This is a genomic window from Williamsia sp. 1135 (assembly GCF_002095395.1).
Taxonomy (GTDB): domain Bacteria; phylum Actinomycetota; class Actinomycetes; order Mycobacteriales; family Mycobacteriaceae; genus Williamsia.
The window spans coordinates 417,946-440,180 of record NZ_MJEI01000107.1; the positions used below are offsets into that span (position 1 = coordinate 417,946).

At 63.5% G+C, this 22,235-nt stretch carries 22 protein-coding genes; 16 read left to right on the forward strand and 6 right to left on the reverse strand.

From position 1 onward, the window contains the following. Positions 1–67 precede the first annotated feature (67 nt). The 5 genes from BFL43_RS28110 (at position 68) to BFL43_RS28130 (ending at position 5,259) form a co-directional block, all read left to right on the forward strand. On the forward strand, positions 68–643 hold the full coding sequence (locus BFL43_RS28110; protein ID WP_084896759.1) for a TerD family protein: 576 nt from the start codon (positions 68–70) through the stop codon (positions 641–643). 106 nt (positions 644–749) lie between these two features. Next, positions 750–1,865, forward strand: coding sequence for a DUF475 domain-containing protein (locus tag BFL43_RS28115; RefSeq protein ID WP_084896761.1), 1,116 nt, complete (start codon positions 750–752; stop codon positions 1,863–1,865). A 135-nt stretch (positions 1,866–2,000) separates the two neighbouring features. Further along, complete coding sequence (locus BFL43_RS28120; protein WP_084896763.1) at positions 2,001–3,110, forward strand: ferredoxin reductase; 1,110 nt, start codon at positions 2,001–2,003, stop codon at positions 3,108–3,110. Positions 3,111–3,122: 12 nt separating this feature from the next. Further along, the gene (locus BFL43_RS28125; protein WP_084896765.1) at positions 3,123–4,361 is read left to right on the forward strand and encodes an acyl-CoA desaturase; all 1,239 of its coding nucleotides are present in this window, start codon (positions 3,123–3,125) and stop codon (positions 4,359–4,361) included. 58 nt (positions 4,362–4,419) lie between these two features. Next, a complete protein-coding gene (locus tag BFL43_RS28130; RefSeq protein WP_084896767.1) occupies positions 4,420–5,259 on the forward strand; it encodes an adenylate/guanylate cyclase domain-containing protein in 840 nt (279 codons plus the stop codon). Positions 5,260–5,278: 19 nt separating this feature from the next. Here BFL43_RS28130 and BFL43_RS28135 read toward each other — a convergent pair whose 3' ends face one another. Next, complete coding sequence (locus BFL43_RS28135) at positions 5,279–5,878, reverse strand: TetR/AcrR family transcriptional regulator (protein ID WP_168176746.1); 600 nt, start codon at positions 5,876–5,878, stop codon at positions 5,279–5,281. A 115-nt stretch (positions 5,879–5,993) separates the two neighbouring features. Between BFL43_RS28135 and BFL43_RS28140 the strand changes: the two genes are divergently transcribed. Together BFL43_RS28140 and BFL43_RS28145 are read left to right on the forward strand one after the other, a co-directional pair. Continuing rightward, the gene (locus BFL43_RS28140) at positions 5,994–6,470 is read left to right on the forward strand and encodes a PaaI family thioesterase (protein ID WP_143695599.1); all 477 of its coding nucleotides are present in this window, start codon (positions 5,994–5,996) and stop codon (positions 6,468–6,470) included. 51 nt (positions 6,471–6,521) lie between these two features. Continuing rightward, positions 6,522–7,910 carry a phosphatase PAP2 family protein gene (locus BFL43_RS28145; protein ID WP_240498527.1) on the forward strand — a complete coding sequence of 463 codons (1,389 nt, stop codon included), beginning with the start codon at positions 6,522–6,524 and terminating at the stop codon, positions 7,908–7,910. A 4-nt stretch (positions 7,911–7,914) separates the two neighbouring features. Here the strand turns inward: BFL43_RS28145 and BFL43_RS28735 are convergent, their stop codons facing one another. Then, positions 7,915–8,115, reverse strand: coding sequence for a hypothetical protein (locus tag BFL43_RS28735; protein WP_143695591.1), 201 nt, complete (start codon positions 8,113–8,115; stop codon positions 7,915–7,917). 252 nt (positions 8,116–8,367) lie between these two features. Here BFL43_RS28735 and BFL43_RS28150 point away from each other — a divergent pair, with 252 nt between their 5' ends. The 5 genes from BFL43_RS28150 to malQ are packed head-to-tail and all read left to right on the forward strand — an operon-like array spanning position 8,368 to position 14,696. Continuing rightward, positions 8,368–8,757, forward strand: a complete 390-nt coding sequence (locus BFL43_RS28150) for a VOC family protein (protein WP_084896774.1) — start codon at positions 8,368–8,370, stop codon at positions 8,755–8,757. 41 nt (positions 8,758–8,798) lie between these two features. After that, positions 8,799–9,380 (forward strand): 2Fe-2S iron-sulfur cluster-binding protein, encoded by a 582-nt coding sequence (locus tag BFL43_RS28155; RefSeq protein ID WP_084896776.1) that lies wholly within the window; start codon positions 8,799–8,801, stop codon positions 9,378–9,380. Next, positions 9,377–10,375, forward strand: coding sequence for a xanthine dehydrogenase family protein subunit M (locus BFL43_RS28160; protein ID WP_084896778.1), 999 nt, complete (start codon positions 9,377–9,379; stop codon positions 10,373–10,375). The genes BFL43_RS28155 and BFL43_RS28160 overlap by 4 nt, the downstream gene beginning before the upstream one ends. After that, positions 10,372–12,489 carry a xanthine dehydrogenase family protein molybdopterin-binding subunit gene (locus tag BFL43_RS28165; protein WP_084896780.1) on the forward strand — a complete coding sequence of 706 codons (2,118 nt, stop codon included), beginning with the start codon at positions 10,372–10,374 and terminating at the stop codon, positions 12,487–12,489. Before BFL43_RS28160 ends, BFL43_RS28165 begins: the two co-directional genes overlap by 4 nt. A 56-nt stretch (positions 12,490–12,545) precedes the next feature. Continuing rightward, positions 12,546–14,696 (forward strand): 4-alpha-glucanotransferase, encoded by a 2,151-nt coding sequence (gene malQ, locus BFL43_RS28170; RefSeq protein WP_084896782.1) that lies wholly within the window; start codon positions 12,546–12,548, stop codon positions 14,694–14,696. Between the two features lie 4 nt (positions 14,697–14,700). Here the strand turns inward: malQ and BFL43_RS28175 are convergent, their stop codons facing one another. The 3 genes from BFL43_RS28175 to BFL43_RS28185 all read right to left on the reverse strand — a co-directional run bounded on the left by BFL43_RS28175 (position 14,701) and on the right by BFL43_RS28185 (position 17,689). Next, positions 14,701–15,546 carry an alpha/beta hydrolase gene (locus BFL43_RS28175; protein WP_084896783.1) on the reverse strand — a complete coding sequence of 282 codons (846 nt, stop codon included), beginning with the start codon at positions 15,544–15,546 and terminating at the stop codon, positions 14,701–14,703. A 184-nt stretch (positions 15,547–15,730) separates the two neighbouring features. Further along, on the reverse strand, positions 15,731–16,963 hold the full coding sequence (locus BFL43_RS28180) for an acyl-CoA desaturase (protein WP_084896952.1): 1,233 nt from the start codon (positions 16,961–16,963) through the stop codon (positions 15,731–15,733). Positions 16,964–17,236: 273 nt separating this feature from the next. Continuing rightward, complete coding sequence (locus BFL43_RS28185) at positions 17,237–17,689, reverse strand: hypothetical protein (protein ID WP_084896785.1); 453 nt, start codon at positions 17,687–17,689, stop codon at positions 17,237–17,239. Positions 17,690–17,773: 84 nt separating this feature from the next. On the opposite strand from BFL43_RS28185, the gene BFL43_RS28190 reads away from it, so the two are divergent. The 4 genes from BFL43_RS28190 to hpnE all read left to right on the forward strand — a co-directional run bounded on the left by BFL43_RS28190 (position 17,774) and on the right by hpnE (position 21,335). Then, a complete protein-coding gene (locus tag BFL43_RS28190; RefSeq protein ID WP_084896954.1) occupies positions 17,774–19,258 on the forward strand; it encodes a cryptochrome/photolyase family protein in 1,485 nt (494 codons plus the stop codon). Positions 19,259–19,391: 133 nt separating this feature from the next. Next, positions 19,392–19,526, forward strand: coding sequence for a hypothetical protein (locus BFL43_RS29805; RefSeq protein ID WP_276206124.1), 135 nt, complete (start codon positions 19,392–19,394; stop codon positions 19,524–19,526). 17 nt (positions 19,527–19,543) lie between these two features. Beyond that, entirely contained in the window at positions 19,544–19,957 is a 414-nt protein-coding gene (locus BFL43_RS28195) for a hypothetical protein (RefSeq protein WP_240498529.1), read from the forward strand. 16 nt (positions 19,958–19,973) lie between these two features. Further along, positions 19,974–21,335, forward strand: coding sequence for a hydroxysqualene dehydroxylase HpnE (gene hpnE / locus BFL43_RS28200; RefSeq protein WP_084896787.1), 1,362 nt, complete (start codon positions 19,974–19,976; stop codon positions 21,333–21,335). Between the two features lie 32 nt (positions 21,336–21,367). On the opposite strand, the gene BFL43_RS28205 is transcribed toward hpnE, so the two are convergent. Further along, positions 21,368–22,234: a hypothetical protein gene (locus tag BFL43_RS28205; RefSeq protein ID WP_084896789.1), complete on the reverse strand. Its 867-nt coding sequence runs from the start codon at positions 22,232–22,234 to the stop codon at positions 21,368–21,370. Position 22,235: the final 1 nt, after the last annotated feature.

Here is a 22,235-nt window from a genome sequence, read left to right on the forward strand (position 1 = left end):
GAGCAGAAGTTGCTCCGACCTCTGGGCCTCATCTACTCACGAAGACAAACTCAGGAAGGGTACTGACATGGGCGTCAGCTTGAGCAAGGGCGGAAACGTTTCGTTGACCAAGGAGGCTCCGAACCTGACCGCAGTGGCGGTCGGTCTCGGCTGGGACGTGCGTTCCACCACGGGCACGGACTTCGACCTGGACGCGAGCGCGATCGGCGCCGGAGCCGACAAGAAGGTTGTTTCCGACCAGCACTTCATCTTCTTCAACAACCTGCGGTCCCCGGATGGCTCCATCGAGCACACCGGTGACAACACCACGGGCGAAGGCGAAGGCGACGACGAGGTCATCAACGTCGATCTGGCTGCGGTGCCGCCGAACATCGAGTCGGTCGTCTTCCCCGTGTCGATCTACGACGCCGATGCGCGTTCGCAGTCATTCGGTCAGGTCCGTAACGCATACATCCGGGTCACCGACCGTTCCAACGGCAACGAACTCGCCCGCTACGACCTGTCGGAAGATGCCTCCACCGAGACCGCGATGGTCTTCGGCGAGCTGTACCGCAACGGCGCCGAGTGGAAGTTCCGGGCGATCGGTCAGGGTTACGCCTCGGGTCTCGCGGGCATCGCTCGTGACTTCGGCGTGAACGTCTAGCCTTCCGGCGGCGGATGGCAACCACATAGAAGTACACTTGCGCACTATCGCGGAACCACCCCCGGTTCCGCGATAGTGCTGTCACTGGCAAAACTAAGGAGCACGTGTGGTCATCCGCGTATTCGGCATTTCGATCGCTGTCACGATCGTCTCGCTGGGCGTTGCGTACCTATATGGCGGGTGGACTGCGCTTGCTCTGTGCGCAATCCTCGGAGTCCTCGAGGTGTCCCTCTCCTTCGACAACGCGGTCATCAACGCGACCGTGCTGGAGAAGATGAGTGAGTTCTGGCAGAAGATCTTCCTCACCATCGGCATTCTCATCGCCGTCTTCGGCATGCGTCTGCTGTTCCCGCTGCTCATCGTGTGGGTCACGGCCGGACTGAATCCGGTCGAGGCCTTCGACCTCGCGATGAACGTCCCTGAGGAGGGTTCGGGTCAGCAGTCCTACGAAGAGATCTTGACTGCGGCACACCCGCAGATCGCGGCCTTCGGCGGCATGTTCCTGTTCATGCTCTTCCTCAACTTCATCCTCGAAGACAACGAGATCAAGTGGTTGACGTGGCTGGAGCGGCCGCTTGCCGTCATCGGCAAGCTCGACCAGCTGGCCGTCGTCATCGCCGGCGGCAGCCTGGTCCTGATCGCAGAGTTCCTGGCTGAAGACGACCAGATCTCGACGGTCATGGTCGCCGGAGTGCTCGGCATCATCACCTACATCACGGTCAACAGCCTGGGCCAGTTGTTCCACACCGAGGAGCTCGCAGCAGAGCACGACGAGGCGGTCAAATCGGGGGGACCGTCCCAGCTGGCGAAGGCCACGGGCAAAGCCGGGTTCTTCCTCTTCCTCTACCTCGAGGTCCTCGACGCGTCGTTCTCGTTCGACGGTGTCATCGGTGCCTTCGCGATCACGGCGGACCCGATCATCATCGCCCTGGGTCTGGGCTTCATCGGCGCGATGTTCGTTCGGTCGATCACCGTGTACCTCGTGCGGGCGGGAACGCTCAACGAGTACCGGTACCTCGAGCACGGAGCGCACTGGGCCATCGGAGCTCTCGCGGCCATCTTGTTCTTCTCGATCAAGTGGCACATCAACGAGATCATCACGGGCCTCGTCGGCGTGGCGTTCATCGGCGCGGCCGCGCTGTCGAGCATCGTGGCCAATCGTAGGGAAGCAGCAGAGTCCGGCAGCGATACGTCCGAGAAGGATTCGCTCACCGCCAAGTAGCTCGTGCGCCGCGATCCCACTCTGCGCACACCACCAAACGCTGCGGTGTACATGTGTACACTCGAATGCACACGCACGGCCGTGGTGACGCTCTTCTGGGCGTCACCACAGCGGTGATGACGGAGCGGAGTGTTTGTGGACTTGCTGAAGTGGAGTAAGCGCCCCGCCGCCGGGGTGGAGGCGACCAAACCCCAGATCAATGTGCTCAGGGGGCTGGTGGCGCGGGCTACCACGCCGCTGCTGCCCGACGATTATCTGCACCTCCTGAACCCCCTGTGGTCCGCGCGTGAGCTGCGGGGACGGATAGTGGCGGTGCGCAAGGAAACCGACGACACGGCCACCGTGGACATCGAGACAGGCTGGGGCTTCAGTCATCGTTATCGACCGGGCCAGTACGTCGGAATTGGTTTGCAGGTCGAAGGCCGCTGGCACTGGCGGTCCTACTCACTCACGTCGATCGCAGGAGACGACAAGGTCATCTCGGTGACCGTGAAGGCGAATCCGGACGGTTTCTTGTCCAGCCACCTCGTCGACGGTGTCCTGCCGGGAACAGTCATCCGGCTCGCGGCGCCCAAGGGCGACTTCTCGCTGCCCAGTCCGCCGCCGGAAAAGGTGCTGTTCGTGACCGCCGGTTCGGGTGTCACGCCCGTGATGGCGATGTTGCGCGGTCTGAGTTCTCGGGGCGACATGCCGGACGTGGTCCATCTGCACTCCGCACCGAATCGCGAATCCGTGATCTTCCACGACGAACTGGTCGCGCTGCAAGAGCAGTCGCCGTCATACCACCTCGAGATGCAGTTCACCCGGGAAGACGGCAAGATCGATCTGCACGATCTCGGGTCGGTTGTACCGGACTGGCAGGATCGGGAGTGTTGGGCGTGCGGGCCCGTGCAGATGCTCGACGTCGCCGAACAGGTCTGGGAAAAAGCCGGCCTACACGAGAACTTGCACATCGAACGGTTCGCGATCGCCCGCACTGACAAGGGCGGCGAAGGCGGCACCGTGACGTTCAGCAAGACGGGCAAGTCTGCGGAAATCGACGGTGCCACAACGCTATTGGAAGCCGGCGAAGAACTGGGTATCCAGATGCCGTTCGGTTGTCGGATGGGTATCTGCCAATCGTGCGTCGTACCGTTGTCCGGGGGCTACGTTCGAGACCTGCGTTCGGGAGACGAGCGCCGAGAAGGAGATCGAATCCAGACGTGCATCAGCACCGTGTCTGGCGAATGCACACTCGACCTCTAGGAGGGGCACATAGTGGCGATCACTGATATCGACCTATACGCACACCTGACCGAAGCCGACGTCGAAGCACTCGGCAAAGAGTTCGATGCGATCAGGCGTGACATCGAAGAATCGCGGGGCGAGCAGGATGCCCGCTACATTCGGCGCGCGATCACGATCCAACGCAGTTTGGCGGCGGGTGGTCGTGCGGTGCTGTTCGCCAGTCACAAGAAGCCCGCGTGGATTGCGGGCACGGTGATGCTCGGTCTTGCGAAGATCATCGAGAACATGGAGCTCGGGCACAACGTGATGCACGGGCAGTGGGATTGGATGAATGATCCCGAGATCCACTCGTCGTCGTGGGAGTGGGACACCACCTGCCCGAGCAGTCAGTGGAAACACTCGCACAACTTCATCCACCACAAGTACACGAACATCGTCGGAATGGACGACGATGTGGGCTACGGAATTCTCCGGGTGACGCGCGACCAGCCATGGGAATGGTGGAATCTCGGCAATCCGATCTACAACCTCACCCTCGGAACGTTTTTCGAGTACGGCGTCGCGCTACACCACGTCGAGACAGAGAAGGTCCGCAAGGGAGAGAAGAGTCTGGGCGAGGTCGGCAAAGACCTCCGCATCATCGGTCGCAAGGTGGGCAAGCAGGCGGCCAAGGACTATCTGATCTTCCCCGCGCTGACCGGTCCCAACTGGAAACACACCCTGACTGCCAACGTCACGGCAAACTTCATCCGCAACTACTGGACGTACGCGGTGATTTTCTGCGGTCACTTCCCGGATGGGGCCGAGAAGTTCACCAAAGAGGAGTACGAGAACGAGGATCAGGCTCGCTGGTATCTGCGGCAGATGCTGGGTTCGGCAAACTTCCGCGCCGGCAAGCTGATGCGGTTCATGTCGGGCAACCTCAGTCATCAGATCGAACACCACCTGTTCCCGGATCTGCCGAGCAACCGCTACGAGGAAATCGGTGTCCGCGTCCGTGAGCTGTGTGAGAAGTACGACCTTCCGTACACCACCGGCACGATCTGGCACCAGTACCTGCTCACGTTCCGGACGATCGCGAAATTGGCGCTGCCGAACGCGCTTCTCTCGGCGAGCAGCGACGATGCGCCGGAAACTGCATCCGAACTGCGGTTCAACATTCGGGAGGGCGTGCAATCGAGCTTCAGCGCGGATCCGGAGTCCGGAAGAAGGCGAGGTCTGCGCACAGCGCTGAAGGAGCTGCGCGATTCGAAGGTGAAGGCAGCCTGACCGCGTCACGTGCGCGTGTCATCGCTCCGGCGCCGCCGGTCCACATAGACTTTCTCCGATGAGCAAGGCGAGCGACGGCGGCGATATCGCCAGTGGATCAGCGCAGGTTCGTCGAGGCGCCGGTCGGCTCGGAGATTTTCTGGTGCGCGCCGATGGCAGTGAGGGGCTCGTGCGGGCCGCGCGCGCAGCCCGCAGAGTGGCGCCGGGGGCGCGCCCCGACATCGATCCTGAGCGTTTGCGGCACTCCGAACGCATCGCGGGGTTGATCGCGCAGGCTCGCGGCGAGAGGCCAAGTGCCGTGCGGGAACTGGCGTTGGCTGCCGTCGAGTCGTGGCAGGCATTGGTGACGCGCAGACGCCCTGATGTTCCCGATGTCAGCGGCCCGGTGACCATACTGTTCACCGATCTTGTCGGCTTCTCTACCTGGGCGTTGGGAGCAGGGGACGACGCGGTGCTCGAACTCCTTCATCAGGTCAACGAGTCGAGTACCGAGATCATCAACAGGCGTGGTGGCTCGGTGACCAAACACCTGGGTGATGGCCTGATGGCGGTCTTCCGAGACGGCGCGGTCGCCATCGAGGCCGCTCACGAGGCAGGCGTGGCGGTGTCGGCGATCACCATCGACGGTTATCGTCCGGCCCTGCGCGCAGGGCTGCACACGGGAGAGCCGCGACACGTCGGCGACGACTACCTCGGGGTCGATGTGAACATCGCCGCCAGAGTCGCCGATGCGGCATCAGCAGGGGAGGTCCTGGTGACCGAGGCGACCCTGGCTGCCACGGACGAGACCAAGTACATCAAGCGACGCCGACGGTTTCGGGCGAAAGGAACGCCCAAGGATCTTGTCGTCTATGCGGTCCTCCCGCGCTACGACGGCGAACCCGACGAGCTCGACTGAACCGAGTGCACGAGTGTCCTCAAGCCTGTTTCAATGCTGAGTACAGGACCTTGAGCTGCGCAGCGGCGACATCCAGCGACTCGACGTTCCGTTGGCTTCGACACTGGATTATCGCGCCTTCGATCGCGTTCACCACGAACAGCGCGAAGCTCTCCGCGTCATCGATCGACAGCCCGCCGCGGAGTGCGGAGTCGGCGACCAGGCGTCGCCAGGCATCAAATGCCACGTTGGCCGTGGCTGCGACCTCCGGTTCGTCTGGCGCGGCCATGGCAGCGGCCGCCACCGGACACCCGAGTGCGTAGTCGCTGCCCTCGAGTTCGCGCTTCCACCACTTCACCAGGGCATCGACGGCCTCCTGCGGTGTCCGGGTGGTGGTGAGGTGGTCGATGAAAGCTGTCATCTGCTCGCCGGATTCTGCGGTGGCGGTCGCGATCAGCCCGGACTTCCCGTTCGGGAAGTGTTGATAGATGGAATTCCTGGCCGCACCGCTGTGACCTAGAAGGTCGGCGACACTCGTCGCGAAGACACCGCGCCGCCGGACCAGGTCTATAGCAGTGGAGATCAGCCGTTCGCGCGGTCCTGCAGATGCGTCGAACTCCTGTATCGGGTTGTCAGCCACCCTGGTCTCTCCTCGCCTACTCCATAGACCAATTGGTCCATCCGCGGTGTTACGCTTCACGGTATGGACCATTTGGTCCACCACGCTACCAGGAGGGAGTCCCATGACCGGGCGAATGACCGAGCAGGCCGCAGCCGGTACCTCGGATCAGATCTCGATCGGCGAGATGACGGGGTTGGAAGTGTTGCGGTACATGACCGGACTGCCGGAGCGACCGCCGAACATCGCGCAATTGGTGGGTATGGAAGTCGAGTCGCTGGAAGAGGGCCACGTCAGATTCAGCTTGAATGCCCGGCCAGACATGACCAATCCGATTGGATCACTACATGGCGGCATCTGCGCAACTCTGCTCGACTCGGTGATGGGGTGCGCGGTGCACACGACCCTCGGTGCGGGTGTCGGCTACGGAACACTGGAACTCAAGGTCAACTACATTCGGTCTGTTCCCACCGATGGACGCCGAATCATCGGCTATGGCAAGACCATTCACGTCGGACGTCGGACCGCTACCGCAGAGGGCGAGATCCGGGACGAACGAGACAAGTTGATCGCCCACGGCACCACCACCTGCATCATCCATCAGCCGGACTGATGCGAGCCCGGTGGAGGGGCGCCTCGATCAGGAGACCCTAGACTTCGTGGGGTGCAGTCTCCCGAGATACCGCGTCCTGTTCCAGGTGGCCGAGGTTGGCCCGATCCGTTGATGCGCAATCTGACGCTGTCGGCCAACCACGGCAAACTGTGGTTTGCGGTCGCAGGCGTCCTGGCTCTGGTGGGTAAACGGCAGCGCCGCGCGGCCGCGCGCGGTTTGGGATCGCTGGCCGGTGCGAGCCTGTTGTCCAACACCGTGATCAAACCGCTGGTGGGCCGCAGTCGCCCTCCAGCAGATCTGCTGCATCCGCATCGGCAGTTGCCGAGAATGCCCTGGACATCGTCCTTTCCCAGCGGTCACAGCGCCTCGGCCGCAGCATTCGCGGTCGGCGCGGCGCTGGAACGGCCGCGCACCGCGATAGTCCTGGCGCCGCTCGCTGCCGCGGTCGCCTATTCCCGGGTCTACGTCGGTGTGCATTATCGAACAGACGTGGTCGCCGGGGCAGCGGTCGGCACCGGCGTGGCACTCGCCGGCCACTTCCTGTGGCCGGCCACTCCGCTCCGAGCGGCCGAAACCGCCCCCGGGTCGGCACCGGCACTACCGGCTGGTGAAGGTTTGGCCGTCGTCGTCAACCCCCGGTCAGGGTCGGCAGCCGATGCCCCGGCTGAGGTCGCAGCCGCACTGCCGGGGGCGACCATCGTGCAGTGGGACGTGGACAGGCCACTAGACGACCAGATTCCCGACGGAATTCGAGCGCTGGGCGTTGCGGGGGGCGACGGCACCGCCGCGACGGTTGCGCAACTCGCGCTAGATCGGGGACTGCCGTTGGCCGTGTTCCCGGCCGGCACCCTCAACCATTTCGCCCGATCGCTTGACCTGGAGACCTACGCCGACACCGCGCGCGCAGTGACGATGGGAACAGCCGGAACTGTCGACGTCGGACGGATCGATGGCCGCGTTTTCCTCAATACTGCAGGCCTCGGCGGATACCCGGAGATGGTCCGGCTACGCGATCGCCTCGAACATCGCATCGGAAAGTGGCCCGCAGCAGCGTTCGCGCTCTACCGGGCGGTGAAGGGACGTAAACCCGTCGACCTGGTCATCAACGGACAACATCATCTGGTCTGGGCGGTATTCGTCGGCAACGGCGTGTACCGACCTCGCGGTCTGAGCCCGGCACGACGTTCCGACCTGGCCGACGGTGTGCTGGACCTCCAGTACCTCCGCGCAGACCGGAAGCTCGGTCGCACCACGGCAATTGTTGCGTCGCTGTTCGGTACGGTCGAGCGATCCAGGGTCCTCGGGTCCGTGCAAGCTTCTCGATTGGAGATCACCAGCGCGTCCGGCCCCCTGCTCACCGCTCACGATGGCGAAGTGACCGGGCCTGTCGAGAACGTGCTCCTCGAGCTCGATGAGCAGCGGCTGACGGTTTACCGCTGAGCATTCAGATGATCGTCGGCCCGGGGCTCGGCTCCGGGGGCGATGGCGCGGGAAACGCCGGATCGGGTGCGGGATGTTCGGGACCCGGCGGGGTGGTGGGCTCCGGCTGAGGCGTCGGAACGGGTTCCGGCTCAGGCACGGACGGGATGGTGGGCTCGGTTCCCGGTGGGTCCGGACGATCTGGAGTCGGAATAGGTTGTCCCATGGTCGATCTCCTCACCTATGGGGTGACTGCGCGGAGCGCGGACGGCGGTTTGCATCGTGCGCTTCACCTTCATGCTTACCAGGGCGGGAGATCGGGTGAGGGCGATCAGGCACGGATGTCCCGATTCGTTCTGGTAACCACCTCATCCACGACGTCCGCGCTGGTATCAAGAATGAGCCGCGGGTGCAGATGCGTCCGCGACATCGGCGCGGTATGTCCGTTCTTGGCCGATGCGTCGGGTAGACAAGACCCATGGAGGTTCTCAGTGGCCGAATCATTCTCCGCCCGTCAGACCCGCGGACGACGATCCGGTTCTATCGCGATCAACTCGGATTGGCCGTCGCCCGTGAGTACCCCGGCGGAATTGTCTTCTTCGCCGGGGCCGCGCTGATCGAGGTGGCTGCGCACATGGACGCGAGTGGCGCACCACCGGGTACGAGCGTCCTGTGGTTGCAGGTGCGTGACATCGCCGTCGCAGAACGTGAGCTCCGCGTATCAGGCGTCGCCATCACCCGGGATGCGAAAACTGAACCCTGGGGGCTCATCGAGATGCATGCGGTGGATCCCGACGGCACCGAGATCATCTTTGTAGAGGTTCCCGAGGACCACCCTCTTCGCCGCGATGGACGGGCGCCTGCCTGAACTCTTGTTTGCCGCTGCGGCCGACTGGGTAATTCCGGACCATGGATGACCAGCCCTCATCACGTTCTGTCGCTGTGCGCTCTGGCCCGGTTCGAACGATCGGACTACATGTCAACGGCGAACACCGTGATATCGAATGTGACCCCCGGACAACGCTTTTGGATGCTCTCAGAGATCACATCGGCTTGACGGGCTCGAAAAAGGGATGTGACCGCGGCCAGTGCGGTGCCTGCACCGTTCTGGTCGACGACCGCCGTGTGGTGAGCTGCCTGATGCTCGCGGTGTCCGCACAAAACCATCGGATCACGACGATCGAGGGAATCGATCAAGTCCCTTCCGGGTCGACGCTGCAAAAGGCGTTCATCGATCACGATGGATTTCAATGCGGGTTCTGTACTCCCGGCCAGATCTGCTCAGCGGTGGGCATGCTCGATGAGGCCAAGCATGGATGGCCGAGCGCAGCGACCGCGGACGTGGCGGAGCCTCACGACGTCGTGCTCGACGACGAAGAGATACGAGAACGATTGAGCGGCAACATCTGTCGATGTGGCGCATACGTGAACATCGTGGCTGCGGTCCGTAGCGCCACGGATGAGGGCGCGGCGGGCGAGGTGTCGTCATGAAGACCTTCGACTACCTCGCGCCGGATAGCGTGGACATCGCCGTCGAGCGCCTCGGGGCAGACCCGGACTCCAAGCTCCTGGCCGGCGGCACCAACCTCGTCGACCTGATGAAGCTCGGTGTGTGCAATCCCGACACCCTCATCGACATCAGTGCTCTGCCGCTCGATCAGGTCGATCTGACCGAGTCGGGCGAACTACAGATCGGCGCCAACGTCCGGAACAGCGATCTCGCCGCGCATCCAGTCGTACGAACGCGTTATCCGGTGCTGTCGGAGGCCCTGCTCGCGGGGGCCTCGGGGCAGTTGAGGAACATGGCGACGACCGGAGGCAACCTGTTCCAGCGAACCCGGTGCCCGTATTTCATGGACACCGCAAAGGCCTGCAACAAGCGCGAGCCCGGTTCCGGGTGTTCTGCGGTGGGCGGAGTCAACCGAGACATGGCGATCCTGGGCGCGTCGTCGCAGTGTGTCGCCACCCACCCGTCGGACATGGCAGTGGCGCTGGCTGTCCTCGAGCCGCATCTGGAGATTCTCGGACCAGCAGGTCGGCGCGTCGTCCCCTTCGATGCGCTCTACCGACTCCCGGGAGACCACCCCGAACTCGACACCACACTGGAACGTGACGATCTCGTCGTCTCGTTGGCCATCCCTGCCCTGCAGGCGGCCCGGACCTCGACCTATCGGAAGGTCCGCGACCGGGCATCGTTCGCTTTCGCTCTGGTGTCGGTTGCCGCGGTCCTGGAGGTCCAGGACGGCGTGGTCTCGGCAGTTCGGATCGCGCTCGGCGGTGTGGCCCACAAGCCATGGCGCGCGCGTGCGGCCGAGCAGCAGCTGATCGGTCGATCGCCTACCCGTGCGGAGTTCGCTGCTGCCATCGAACTCGAACTAGAAGCTGCACAGGCACTCTCGGACAACGAGTTCAAGATTCCGATGGTGCGATCGCTTGTTACCCAGACGCTGGTCCAGCTCGCGGGTGGTCAGGTGGCGCAGCGATGAGCGCGCTCGGGGTGCCGCACCGCCGCATCGAGAGCGACGACAAGGTGAGGGGAACGGCCCGTTACACCGCAGATCAACGGCCCGACGGAGACGGTGTCGTCCACTGTCGCCACGTCGGCTCGCAGGTCAACCGCGGTCGGGTCATCGCAGTCGACGTCGAGTCGGCGCTGTCGCACCCGGGCGTCCTTGCTGTGCTGTGGCATCAAAACGCGCCCGCGCTGGACGAAGTCGACGACACCGAATTGATGATCATGCAGTCCGACGAGGTCAACTACCGAGGACAGATCGTTGCGGCGGTCATCGCCACCTCCCCGGAGACTGCGCAGGCGGCCGCCGACTCTCTGGACATCACCTACGAGAGCTCATCCGATTTCGACAACGTACTGGAGAGGGACCACCCGGATCATTACGCACCGGAGGAAGTCAACGCCGGTTTTCCGACCGACGCCCGCCGTGGCGATCCCGAGCAGGCGCTGTCCGACGCGGCACACGTCGTCGACCACTGGTACTTCACGCCTGCCATGCACAACAACCCGATGGAGCCACACGCTTCCGTCGCTCGATGGCGGCACGGCGACGGAGGAGGTGCCGAGGTCACGGTGTGGGACTCCACCCAAGCTCCGTCGGGGGTGCAGGGGGATCTCGCGACGATGTTCGGTCTCGAACCGGAGCGCATTCGGGTGATCGCCGAGCACGTCGGCGGCGGTTTCGGCGGAAAAGGGAGTACTCGTCCGAACGTGGTGCTGGCGGTCATGGCGGCCAGGCACCTGAAAAGCACGGTCCGCGTCGTCCTCCCGCGGTCGGCGACATTCACGTTCGTCGGGTACCGAACCCCGACCTATTCGCGACTGGCTCTGGGCGCCGATCCGCAGGGGCGATTGTCGGTCGTGTGCCACGACACCATGCAGCAGACATCGAAGATCGTCGAGTTCGTCGAACAGACCGCCGAGGGTACTCGGCACATCTATCGATCGGACCACAGCAGGACCACGCATCGTGTTGCTGCCCTAGATGTTTCGACGCCGCGGTGGATGCGTGCACCGGGGGAGGCGCCGGGTATCCACGCTCTCGAGTGCGCCATCGATGAACTCTCGTACGAGCTCGGGATGGACCCGATCGAACTCCGCATCGTGAACGAGCCCGATGCGGACCCGGCAACGGGAACCCCGTTCAGTTCACGCAACGTGGTCCGAGCGCTTCGGGTCGGGGCGGACAAGTTCGGCTGGGAACAGCGTAATCCTGAGCCTGCAGCCACACTCGTGGGACGAAAGCTGTGGGGCACCGGGGTCGCCCTCGCCTCGTACCCCGCACTCACCTCGCCCAGCACCGCCCGGGCCCGAGCGAACAGTGATGGAACCTTCGACGTCTCCATTGCCGCCTCCGATATCGGCACCGGCGCGCGCACCGTGCTCGCACAGATAGCCGCCGACGCCCTCGACGCACCCTACTCGGCGGTTCGCCTGCACCTCGGCGACAGTTCCCTACCGAAAGCACCCGGAGCCGGTGGCTCAGCCGGTACGTCGTCGTGGGGTTTTGCCGTGGACAAAGCATGCCGCGATCTGCATTATCAGCTCAGGCAGGTCGGCGTACCGACTACGGCCCTCGAGGTCACTGCCGACACCGCAGACGATGTGGCGGCTCGGGCGCAGATGCCACGCGAAGCCTTCGGTGCCCAGTTCGCGCAGGTGAGCGTCGACGTCGATACCGGTGAGGTGGCCGTCGAGCGGATGCTTGGTGTGTTCGCGGTGGGGCGGGTGCTCAATCCGCGATTGGCGCGGTCACAGCTCATCGGCGGCATGACCTTCGGCCTCGGGATGGCGCTGCTCGAGGAGGGGATTCCCGACCACGATTACGGCGGCTTCACGAACGAGAACATGGCCGACTATCACGTGCCCGCTCATGCCGACGTCAGAAACATCGACGCGATCTGGATCGACGAAGAGGACAACGACCTCAACCCGATGGGCAGCAAGGGAATCGGAGAGATCGGTAATGTCGGTTCCTCAGCCGCGATCGTCAACGCGGTGTACCACGCCTGCGGGGTGAGGGTCAGAGATCTGCCGGTGCGACCCGACAAGCTGCAATCCCTGATAGATCCCGCACTGCGCGAGTGACGCCGAGTAGTAGCCGGGGCGAGCGCAACGCCGGCAAACCTGGCAGCATCGCAGAGGTGTGGTACACCGAGCAGCTGAGAATCCTTGCCGATCGATGTGGTGTCGCCACTTCGTACGAGGGCTGGGACAAGCAGCGCAAGCAGGTGTCCGACAGCAGTTTGCAACACATCCTCGGGGCGCTGGGTGTCAACTGCGATACTTCCGACACCATCGCGCAATCCCTTCACGAGATCGACGAAAAACCGTGGCGCAGGACACTGCCTCCGGTCCTCGTCATCACCGAGGGATCGGACAGCCACATTCCGGTCCACATTCCTCATGGGACGCAAGTCCGCGTGTGGGTGACCACCGAGCAGGGTGCCCGCGTCGCAGTGGACCAGGTGAACGTCTGGACGGAGCCACGCGAAGTCGACGGCGTACTGATCGGGCGAGCGACCTTCGCTGTGCCGGCCACGTTGCCCACCGGGTGGCATTCGGTGCATGCCGAGCCCGACGACGGAGCGCCTGCGGTGTGCTCCCTCGTCGTGACTCCGAAACGACTGACGACCGCCGACAGGTTCGCTGCTGATCAACGGTGGGGATTGGCTGCTCAGCTGTACTCGATCCGTTCGCGCCGGTCGTGGGGAATCGGGGACCTGGCCGACCTGTCGGACATCGCACACATCGCCGGATCGGTGCACGGCGCCGACTTCGTGCTGGTCAACCCCCTTCACGCTGCTCAGCCGCAGCCACCGCTGGAGCGATCTCCGTACCTACCGACCACCAGAAGGTTCGTCAATCCGCTCTACATCCGGGTCGAGGACATCCCTGAGGCGGCGTTGCTGCCGGAGACCGCCCACCGGCAGATGCACGATTACGCGGCCAAATACGCGAAGAGCAACGCCGACCCGAACCGCATCCGCCGGAACTCGGTGTATCGCGCGAAGCTTCAGGTTCTCGAAACCATCTTTCGCGTTCCGCTGAGCCCGCACCGACGCGGCAGCCTGGATCGATACCTCAACGCTGAAGGCGAAGGTCTGCTGGAGTTCGCGACCTGGTGTGCCCTGATCGAAAAGTACGGCGCAGCAAGCCCGAAATGGAGGAAGTCTCTACGAGATCCCAGCGGCGTCGCCGAATCGAGAATCAAGCTGGCCGATCGAATTGGCTTCTACAGTTGGTTGCAGTGGATCTGCGACGAGCAGCTTGCGTCCGCTCAGGAGGCCGCCACCGACGCGGGTATGAGCATCGGGATCATTCACGATCTCGCGGTCGGGGTGCAGCAGGGTGGCGCCGATGCATGGGTGCTCGGCGACGCGCTGACGACAGGTGTTTCAGTTGGCGCTCCTCCCGATGCGTTCAATCAACAGGGGCAGGTGTGGAACCAGCCACCTTGGCACCCATGGCGTTTGGCCGAGCATGGTTACGTCCCGTTCCGGGACATGCTCCGCACGGTCCTGCGCCGCGCGGGGGGACTCCGCATCGATCACATTCTCGGTTTCTTCAGGCTGTGGTGGATTCCGGAGGGCGAATCGGCGGCCGCGGGTACCTACGTCACTTTCGACCACGAAGCCTTGATCGGCATCCTGGTGCTGGAGGCACAACGCGCCGACGCCGTGGTCATCGGCGAGGATCTCGGTGTCTTCGAACCGATCGTTCAGGACTACCTCAGCGCACGTGGGGTCCTGGGGACGTCAATCCTGTGGTTCGAACATGGCGAGTTCGCCCCGATTCCGCCGGAGAACTACCGCACCCTGTGCCTGACCTCCGTCAACACCCACGACCTGCCGCCGACCGCCGGTTACCTGGCCGGGGAACACATTCGATTGCGAGCTGAACTCGGGTTGCTCGAGCAGGACGAGGCCACCGAACGCGCGGACGACGCCCGCGACCGCGAGGCGATCCTGCAATTGGCACGCGACCGCGGGCTGCTGGCAGCCGACGCCGACGAGGTGCAGACTGTGGATGCACTCCACGCGCTGATCGCGCGCAGTCCGTCCATCTTGTTGTCAGTGGCGCTGGCCGATGCGGTGGGGGAGCGGCGGATCCAGAATCAGCCGGGAACAGACGAAACCCAGTATTCGAACTGGTCCATCCCACTCGCCGACGGCGAAGGGAACGTGGTCGGCGTCGAAGATCTCATCGACAACGCGCGATTCACGAGGTTGGTGCGAGCGCTCCGGCCGAATCCGGGTGGGGATCGACCGGAGACGCACCCCGGTCAGCAGTGACGCCTCAGGACGCGTTCGACCGCGGCATCCTTGCAGTGTCCGCGTGTTCCAGCGCCCAATTCAGGGCGTAGTCGGCGACGGCCTCCCAGCCCGGCTCGGCGCAGGTCCAGTGTGAGCGTCCCTCGAACTCGTGAAAGTCGGTCAGCGCCTTCGATTTGTGATAGTGCTTGGCATTCGACTTGTTGACCGATGGCGGCATGATGTGGTCTTCGCTGCCGGCTATGAACAATAGCGGCGCGCGATCGTCGAGACTGTAGTCGACCCACGTTTCCTGGTGTCCCGGTTTGAAGTTCGCGATCAGCCCGTACGCCCAGACCCAATTGCCCGGTGCCCCGATGTGGTACCGGTCGTAGACCCTCTTCGAGTCTTCGGCGCTGAGGGTGTTCGTGAATGCGTAGTGAAACTCTTCTGGAGTGAACCCGGCGGCCTTGTGTCGGTTGGCCGGGTTCTTCAGTACCGGGAACAGCGATTTGACCTGTGAGAGCGGGTTGACCCGTACGCCTTCGGTGGGCGCCGAGTCGATCACCACCGCTGCCGATCCGAGACCGCGGGCGACCAACAGCTGAGTCAGTGTGCCGCCGAAGGAATGACCCATAAGGATCGGGGGCGTCTGCACACTCTCGATGACCTGGGCCAGGTGCTCTACTGTTTCGGGGACTGTGAGACCGGCGATGACGTCCGGGTTCTCTCGCAAGGCCTCGACCTCGATCTCGAACCCGGGGTAGGCCGGCGTCAGGACGCGGTACCCCTTCGCCTCGTAGTAACTCACCCAGCCTTCCCAACTCCGCGGAGTCATCCAAAGGCCATGGATCAGAACGATTGTGTCGGGCGCTGCGGCGGAATTGGTCACGTGAGGTCCTTTCGTCGGTCACTGAGGCTACGTCGGCGTGATCGCCCGGAACTGGCTGAAACTGCACAGTTCTGTGCTGACGGCGCACCGCGTGTGTCCGCGCGGTCCGTCGGTGTCTTCTCGAGCCGATGAGTCAGCGCAAGCGCATCCGCCAACGCACGCGCGTGGGTGGCCTCGGGATCGACTACCTGCTACCGGGATTGCGGGCCTGACGTATGTCTCTCAGGGCCGATCTCAGCCCGTGCCGACGATCTCCACCGGCGTCGGTCGGAAGGTGTGAACCCGTGAACGAGAAACGGCGTTCCGAGCTGGTTTCCGGCGCGTCATCCGACGTGCGATTGAGAAAGCTGTCGGGGAGCGCGAGCTTGTGTATTGTCCGCAACGCCAACCAGTACTGCCGGCCCAGCGATCCCGTCGTGTACGGCAGGTCGTACTTGTCGCACAACGCCTCGACTCGCTGCGCGATCTCGACGTAGCGATTGCTCGGTAGATCGGGGAACAGGTGGTGCTCGATCTGGTAGCACAGGTTTCCACTCATGAAGGCCATCACCGGTCCAGCCCGAAAGTTGGCGCTGCCTAGCATCTGTCGCAGGTACCACTCCGGCTTAGTCTCATTCTCGTACTGCTCGACGGTGAACTTTTCCGCCCCGTCGGGAAAGTGGCCGCAGAAGATCACCAGGTATGCCCAGAGATTCCGGATCAGGTTCGCAGTGGCATTGGCGGTCACGGTGGTCCTCCACGACCGTCCGGCGAGCGCGGGGAAGAGTACGAAATCCTTCCCGAGTTGCCTGCCGATCTTCCGGTAGAAGACCGCACTGGCCTGCGAACCCCGCTCGTGCGGTCCGACGCCGTCCAACTTCTTCTGCGCGTCCAGGTCATGCCGCGCGATGCCCCATTCGAATGTCACTGCGAGAATGACGTTCGCGAAGGGTTGAACGAGATTCGCAGGTCGCCAGGGCACGTCGCGCGTCATTCGCAGGATTCCGAAGCCGATGTCGTCGTCCATGCCGACGATGTTCGTGTAGATGTGGTGGGTGTAGTTGTGGGCTCGTTTCCATTGGGACGACGGCCCCACCTGATCCCATTCCCATGTGATGCTGTGAATCTCCGGGTCGTTCATCCAGTCCCATTGCCCATGCGAGATGTTGTGGGCGAGTTCCATGTTCTCGATGATCTTCGACGAGGAGAGAAGGGCAGTACCCAACAACCACAGAGGACGGCGGCGAGAACCCGTGAGAGTCGCGCGAGCACACACCTCGAGGCCGCGTTGAAGCGCGATCGTGCGTCTGATGTACCGGGCGTCGCGCACTCCGCGATCATCCTCGACGTCTGATCGAATCGAATCCAGTTCGTCGCCAAGTGCTTTGACGTCCACATCAGTCAGATGGGCGAACTGGGCAATGTCGGTGATGGCCAACGTCAACTCCGATTGGCGTCGGCCGGTGTCACCGGACCGATGCGTGAGAAACGTCCGACCGTTTACCGCGGTGCGGGCGAACGAAAACAATGTTCCGGGCGGCGACACTTACGGCGGCACGACCCACGGGCGGCACCACCGGTCCCAGGCCGGCTGTGTTGTCAGCACGTACAACGAAACCCGCGTTCTGGCCAGGTGTCAAGACGTGCAGGTCGACACCGGTTGGTAGTTGTCTCATGCGCCCGAAGCGAACGCGTTCTGTCGGCTGCGATGTCAGGGCTTCGCTTCGTGATGGCGCCGGCCGCCGGTCCGTCGACGTTCCTTCATCTCGGCCTCGAACACATGCCGAACGCCGCCCTGGAGCTTGTCCCGTGTTCGTCGCTCGTGCTCGCGGAAAGCCGCCCAGTAATTGTCGTCGAAGTCTTCGACGATCTGGAAAGTCCAACGTCCTTCGATGACGTTTCGGCCGATCAGCTCCTCGTCGAGTTCTTCAGCGATGTCGCCGTGTCCGGCTTCCCGCAGTTGGTCGACGGCATCGCCGAGAAGTAGATCGGTGTGGCCCATCATCTGGTGGAACGAGTAGAGGTGCCCGCGGGCGCGCTCGAGAGATTCCAGCGCTTCGGACAGTTTCCCGACCGCAGCGACTGTGTCGTCGGAGACACCTTCGGGACGTCGTTCGCCGAGAGCTGCGGATTCGAGGTCGTGGGCTTTGCGAGAGTAGGACACAGGGCGGGGATACCCAGAGGATCGCAGTTGTATTCACCTGCCGAGAGCCCCGTGAGTCACCGACGACATGCGTAGCCTGAAGTGGTGTCTCGTAGTCCAGCGCCGTTGTGGCTCTTTGCCGATCAGCTTGGTCCACACATCCACTCCTCCCAGGAGAACGCCGAGCGAGATGTCGTTCTCATCGAGTCTTCGGCGGCCCTTCGCCGCCGAGCCGGCCATCGACAGAAGGCTCATCTCCTTCTGTCCGGCATGCGCCATCTGGCGGCTGAGCTCGGAGATCGCGCCCAGTACATCCGGGGCGTCGGCTACCGGGACGTGCTCGCCGAACTTCCGGGTCCGGTCGCCGTCCATGAGCCGACGTCGCGGGCGGCCCATGAGTTCGTCCATCGCCTCGCCGAGGAAGGGTTGGTCAGCGAGATCCTTCCCAATCCGTCGTTTGCATTGCCTCGCGAGGATTTCGAGCAGTGGGCCTCTGGACACAGGTCATTCCGCATGGAGGCGTTCTACCGGGAGCAACGGACTCGCTTTGACGTGCTCATGGATGGGGACCAGCCCGCCGGTGGTACCTGGAATTACGACCACGACAATCGGAAGCCGCCGCCCAAACGACGCACACTGGGGGTCGACGAGCCGTGGTGGCCGACCGAGGACGCCATCGACGACGAGGTGCGGGCGGACCTCGACGCACTGAACGTTTCCTGGACGGGTGTCGATGGCCCGCGGTTGTTCGCGGTGACAGCGGATGAGGCGCAGGCGGCGCTGCGGACTTTCATCGACCACCGCCTCGAGACGTTCGGTCCGTATGAGGACGCGATCATGGGCGACGACTGGACGATGTCGCATTCACTTCTGTCCGTCCCATTGAACCTCTCCCTCCTCGACCCCCTCGACGTTGTTCACGCGGCGGAGCGAGCAGCGAGGGAGGACGGGGTGCCTCTGGCCAGCGCCGAGGGGTTCATCCGGCAGATCCTCGGCTGGCGCGAGTTCATCTGGCACCTCTATTGGCATTTCGGCGCCGATTACACCGCCAACAACGAACTCGACGCGACCGCACCTCTCCCGGACTGGTTTCGACACCTGGACGCGGAAGCGGTCACCGCTCGTTGCCTTTCCGACGCACTGTCCGGTGTTCGGGACCGAGGCTGGGTTCACCACATCCCGCGCCTGATGGTCCTGGGAAGCCATGCGCTGCAACGCGGTTATGATCCAGCCGAGCTCACAGCCTGGTTCACCGCCAACTTCGTCGACGGCTACGAATGGGTGATGCCGGTGAACGTCGTCGGGATGAGCCAGCACGCTGACGGCGGGTTGATGGCGACGAAACCCTACACATCTGGCGGCGCCTACATCAACAAGATGTCCGATCACTGCCGTGACTGCGAATTCGATCCCAAGAAACGTCTCGGAGATGATGCGTGCCCGTTCACCGCCGGATACTGGTTCTTCACCCACAAACATCAGAAGCTGTTGGGGGACAACGTTCGGACTCGGCGTCAGGTATCCAAAATGAACAGGCTCAGCGACCTCGATGCGGTGATCGAACAAGAGCATGCGCGTGACCAGTTCTGATTTCGCTCAGCGCCTCGACGGTCAGGATGGCCTTCGCTGCGCCGACTGATTCTCGCCCGGCGTCACCAGATCAGGGTTCTACTCAGGGACATCCTGGATGTGCACGACCGCGGTCGGTTCATACCGTGAGAACATGCAGAAACAGACGGTGGGTCGGGGGAGTCGGGTTGCGACGCTTGCGTTCACCACAGCAGCCGTAGCAGGGCTACTCCACGGAGCTGCCAGCCTCTACTGGGCGATCGGTGGCGGTGGCAACTCGAGTCTGTAGGTAGATGGGCCGTCGAATTGGCCGACGAGCATCCGATTGGTTCGGGGATCGGGCTTGGTCTGCTCGCTGTTCTCAAAGCACTCGCCGCGGTTGTCCCGGCCTTCAACGAGAGGTGGCGGGGCCATTTCTACCGCGCTGTTCGCTCATGCAGCTGGGTCGGTGGCGTGCTCCTGGTCGGCTGGGGCGGGCTGTCCACGTTGTCTGCCTGGGCTGTTCTGGCGGGGCTGATCAGGCCCAGTGGAGGGTATGACAGCGCAACGATGATCGGTCACGCCGCCGTGTGGGACCCCCTGTTCCTGATATGGGGCGGTGCTTTGCTGACCGCGCTGTGGGTGAGCGGCAGGCGCACACGAGATCTGGAGAATGACCCGGAGACCTCACCGATTACCGATCCGCTCCAAGCAGCGAACTGCCACTTCGGTCAGCGCTGACCGTTACTGTGGCCGCATGCATTGTGTAGTCGTAGGTGGGGGACTGGCCGGCTTGGCGTCGGCGGTGTGGCTGGCGGAAGCCGGCCATCAGGTGACGCTGCTGGAACGGCGGGGGTCGTTGGGCGGCCGGACCATCGCCATGCCGGTCCCCGCCGTCGACGATGTCCCGGACAACGGCCAGCACGTATTCGCGAGCGGGTACCAACACCTGATGCGCTATCTGGACAGCGTCGGTACCCGAGAACATGTCGAGTTCCCCGGGCACATGACGATTCGGCTGCCGGGTGGGGGTACCCGAGTGTCGGCGTTTGGTGGAATGGCGGGTCTGAGGGTGGCGTTCGGTGACCTTCCCGGCGTCACCGGTCTCGACCGACTCCGAACAGCACGAGCACAGGCCACGCTGATCCGGCAGGCTCTCCGTCAGCCCGCCTGGTTGGACGACATCACCGCTGACGAGTGGTTCCGCCGTATAAATATGCCTCAGTCTGCGCGCGACGCGCTGTGGGATGGAATCGTGATCGGATTGACCGGCGACAAACCCGAGATCTCGTCAGCGAAGGTGCCCGCAGACCTCTTGGTCACCGGTATGCGGCGGGCGCGCGAGACCAAGACCCCGATCTCGATCGGGTATCCGACCGTCGACCTCGACACCCTGTTCATCGACGGTGCGGAGAAGGTTTTCGCCGATGCCGGTGTAGATGTGCGCCACCGGGCAGTCGTCGCCGCGGTCGACGTGGCCGACGGAGTCGTCGTCGGCGTCACACTCGCCGACGGCGAACGGGTCTCGGCCGACGCGGTCATCTGCGCCGTGCCGGTCTGGAGCGTGAAAGGACTGCTCGACCAGGTGCCCGAGCACGAACGAATCTATGAAGCAGTCGAGCATCTGACGCCCGTCCCCATCGTGAGTGTCAACCTGTACCTGGACCGCTCGATCGGAATGGTCGACTGGGGAGAGGTCCTCCTCGGTGGTGAAGGGGTACTCGAGCAGGTCTGGGATCGTCAGCGAATGCACGGCCGGGACGCATCTCGGCATCATCTCTACAGCACCACGGTGTCGGCGTCGTACGAACTGACCAAGAAATCGAACACCGAGATCACCGAGATCCAAATGGACATGCTGCGCAAGTATTACCCTGACGCCGCTGGTGCCGAAGTGGTCCACAGCCACGTCGTGCGGATGCCGAAATCGACTTTTGCTCAACGGCCGGGAACCGCAGGCATTCGTCCGGATCAGCGAACCTCGGTCCCAGGGCTCGCACTGGCAGGCGATTGGACCCGCACCGACTGGACCACGACGATGGAAGGCGCGTGTCAGAGCGCAGCGCGGGCCGTCGACGTGATTTTGGAATATGCGAAGGGGCCCGACTCTCGGGTTTGACGCCTGTCAAACGAGTGTTTCCGGCGCCTCGCTCACCCGAGCCCGAGCTGGTTAGCCGCGATGAGGATTCTCGGCTCGCCAGAATGTGCGTGCACGCCGACGTTGCCGGCCGGATCGACCCCATCATCGACGATGACGACGTAGGGGATTCCGGGCGGAAGGTCCGCCGCGACACCTGCAGCGTCGGTGGGAATATCGGTGAGCAGGATCGCCCTCTTTCGGGCCAACCCGGTCTGACCGGCGTGGACAGGCTCGGGCACAGGCGATCCCGCCCACGGCATCCTGTCGGTTACGTACGTGCCGCTGCGGCACCTGTCGGCGAAAAAGATCGCGTCTTGGGGGTCGGCGACGAGTGCTTCATATGTCTGTTTGTCGAGGCCGAAGTACTCCCGGAACTCCTGGCCTCGTTGCGGCATCGTGACGGCGAGATAGCGCCGCCCGGTATGTCTTTCGATGCCGAGCTCAGCGTCGCGGTTCTTCTCCTGAAAGTAGTGTCTCCGGTCGTAGGTCAGGACTCTCGGCTCGCGCGTGGTGGCTGTCGAAGCTTCCGCCGGCGCCGTCGAGGCGTTCCTTTCGTGTATCCGCTGACCCATCGCGATGAGTCCCACGCTGACGACCATCACGAGCACTGCGGCGACAACCATCACCCCGAACGCGACAATGGGGTAATAGAACGTGAGGCCATCGGACTGCCATGCCAACAGAACGGCAGCCACGTACACGATCACAGCAGTGACCGGTACCCCGAAGATGGCGAGAAACACTCCACCGACCGCGATTCCGGGTGCACCCGAGTCGCTCAGCATGGTCGACATCCCACCCAGGTACACCGAGAACAACACGGCAGAGATGAGCAGGACAAACAGCGAGATCGTCACGAAAGTGTCGAAGGCACGCACG